Source organism: Candidatus Saccharimonadia bacterium, from assembly GCA_035544015.1.
In the GTDB taxonomy this organism is placed as follows: domain Bacteria; phylum Patescibacteriota; class Saccharimonadia; order UBA4664; family UBA4664; genus UBA5169.
In genome coordinates this window covers 1-2,015 of record DATKIP010000031.1, presented here as the reverse complement: position 1 = coordinate 2,015, position 2,015 = coordinate 1, and the positions used below count along the sequence as shown (strand labels likewise).

Annotated in this window: 2 protein-coding genes; one reads left to right on the top strand and one right to left on the bottom strand. The window is 60.1% G+C overall.

Features of this window, described 5'->3' with window-relative positions; all coding sequences use genetic code 11:
- Window positions 1-164: 164 nt before the first annotated feature.
- Window positions 165-467 (bottom strand): HU family DNA-binding protein, encoded by a 303-nt coding sequence (locus VMT30_02280; GenBank protein ID HVQ43768.1) that lies wholly within the window; start codon window positions 465-467, stop codon window positions 165-167.
- Window positions 468-780: 313 nt separating this feature from the next.
- Here VMT30_02280 and VMT30_02275 point away from each other — a divergent pair, with 313 nt between their 5' ends.
- On the top strand, window positions 781-1,929 hold the full coding sequence (locus VMT30_02275; protein ID HVQ43767.1) for an ISAs1 family transposase: 1,149 nt from the start codon (window positions 781-783) through the stop codon (window positions 1,927-1,929).
- Window positions 1,930-2,015 lie beyond the last annotated feature (86 nt).

Genomic DNA, 2,015 nt, shown 5'->3' with positions numbered 1-2,015 from the left:
ATGTGCACAGCGGACGTCTGGCCCACGGCGAAAACCCCGTGTGCATCACGTTCGACCTTGTGATGGAGCGGGGGTGATGGAGCGGGCCGGAGCGCCACCGCCGTAAACAACGAAAGCCGGAAGGCCGCGAGACCTTCCGGTTGATCAGTGGGCCCGCCCCTGGTTCAGACTGATTCTTTTAGGTCCTTCGCCGGACGGAACGCGATCTTCTTGCTGGCCTTGATCTTGATCGCTTCGCCGGTGGCGGGGTTGCGGCCCATGCGGGCGGCGCGCTTGCGCACCTGCAGGATGCCGAGGCCGCCGATGCGGATGCGGTCGCCCTTCTTGAGGTGCTTGGTGACGAGACCGACCAGTTCGCCGAGCACCGCTTCGGTCTGCTTTTTCGACATCTCATGAGACTCCGCGAGGTTCGCGGCGAGATGCTTCATCGTCACGGTCGCTTGCGCGCCCGGCTTCTTGACTGCCATGGGTAGGCCCTCCTCGTTCGCAGAAAGTGGCTAAAACCACCGATCACACCGGTCGCTTAGACGATTCGGATATGGTCTGACCATGACTTCCTAGCGAAAAATGTGGGTTTTTCGGTGTCCGGGCCTTCGAATCCCCAGCAAACACGGGGTCTGGATGCGCAAAGGGTGCGTCTGGCGCGGCATTTCGGCTCGCGCGGAACCTCAAAAACGAGCGGGTGCCCGTATGTTCCCAGGGTAATCGGGTGAAGAGGTCCGTGACAAAGGACTGAAGTGCTGAATCTGTTGTCATCCACTGAGTCGCAGGTGGAGCATGATGATGGATTCCGATGGGACACGATTTGCCGCAATTGCGGAGACGACGAATTTTCTTCACTATTTCAGTTATTTGCCGGATCATCGTCAGGCCGGAAAGGTGGATTATCCGCTCGCCGAAATCCTGCTTTTGGTTCTGCTGGCGGTTCTGGCGGGGGCGGAGACGTTCTGCGACATCGCGCGGTTTGGCGAGAGGAAGATCGAACTCCTGCGGCGGTTTCGGCCCTATGTGAATGGCACGCCCTCGCACGATCATCTCGGCGATATCTTCGCCACGCTCGACGCCCGCGCCTTCCAGCGTTGCTTCGTCGCCTGGGTGGCGGCGCTGACGAACACGCCCCCCGAGGTCATCGCGGTCGATGGCAAGACGTCGCGGCGCTCGTATCAGAAGAAGGGCTCGAAAGAGGCGATCCACATGGTCTCCGCCTTCGCGGCGCGACAACGCATCGTGCTGGGCCAGGTGAAGGTGAACGAGAAGTCGAACGAGATTGTCGCCATCCCCGCGCTGCTCGACATGATGTCGATCGAGGGCGCGGTGGTGACGATCGACGCGATGGGATGTCAGCGCGACATCGCCGCGAAAATCATCGAGAAAAAGGCAGATTACATTCTCGCGCTGAAGGGCAATCAGACAACCCTGCGCGAGGATGTCGAGGTCTTCGTCGATGAACAGAAAGCCTTGAAATACAAGGATACAACGATCAGCACGCACGCAACGGTCGACGCCGATCACGGCCGGATCGAGACCCGAAACTACACCGTGATCCACGATGTCGACTGGCTGCAGGCGCGCCACCAATGGCCGGGCCTCAACGCCGTTGTCGTGGTCGACAGCCAGCGCGAAATCAACGGCAAGATCACCAATGAGACGCGCTTCTACATCACCTCGCTCGTGCTTCTGGCCAACCTGGTCGGCCCAATGATCCGCGCGCACTGGGCCATCGAGAACTCCTTGCACTGGGTCATGGACATGGTCTTTCGCGATGACGAATGCCGCGTCAGAACCGAAAACGCGCCAGCCAATTTCGCAATCTGCCGGCACATCGCCTACAATCTCACCCGCAAGGCCCCCGGCAAGGATTCCATCCGCCTCCGCCGCAAAACCGCAGGCTGGGACGACGAATATCTCGCCAGCCTCATCGCAGCGTGATTTCCTTCACCCGATTCCCCTGATAACAACGGTGAGTGCAGCAGCAGTAGGAAGCCGGGCAACAAGATCGTCCCAACCGGATCCTC

Bases quoted from the DNA above. Each gene is read 5' to 3' on its own strand.
- VMT30_02280 (HVQ43768.1), bottom strand. From the start codon at position 467: ATGGCAGTCAAGAAGCCGGGCGCGCAAGCGACCGTGACGATGAAGCAT.
- VMT30_02275 (HVQ43767.1), top strand. From the start codon at position 781: ATGATGGATTCCGATGGGACACGATTTGCCGCAATTGCGGAGACGACG.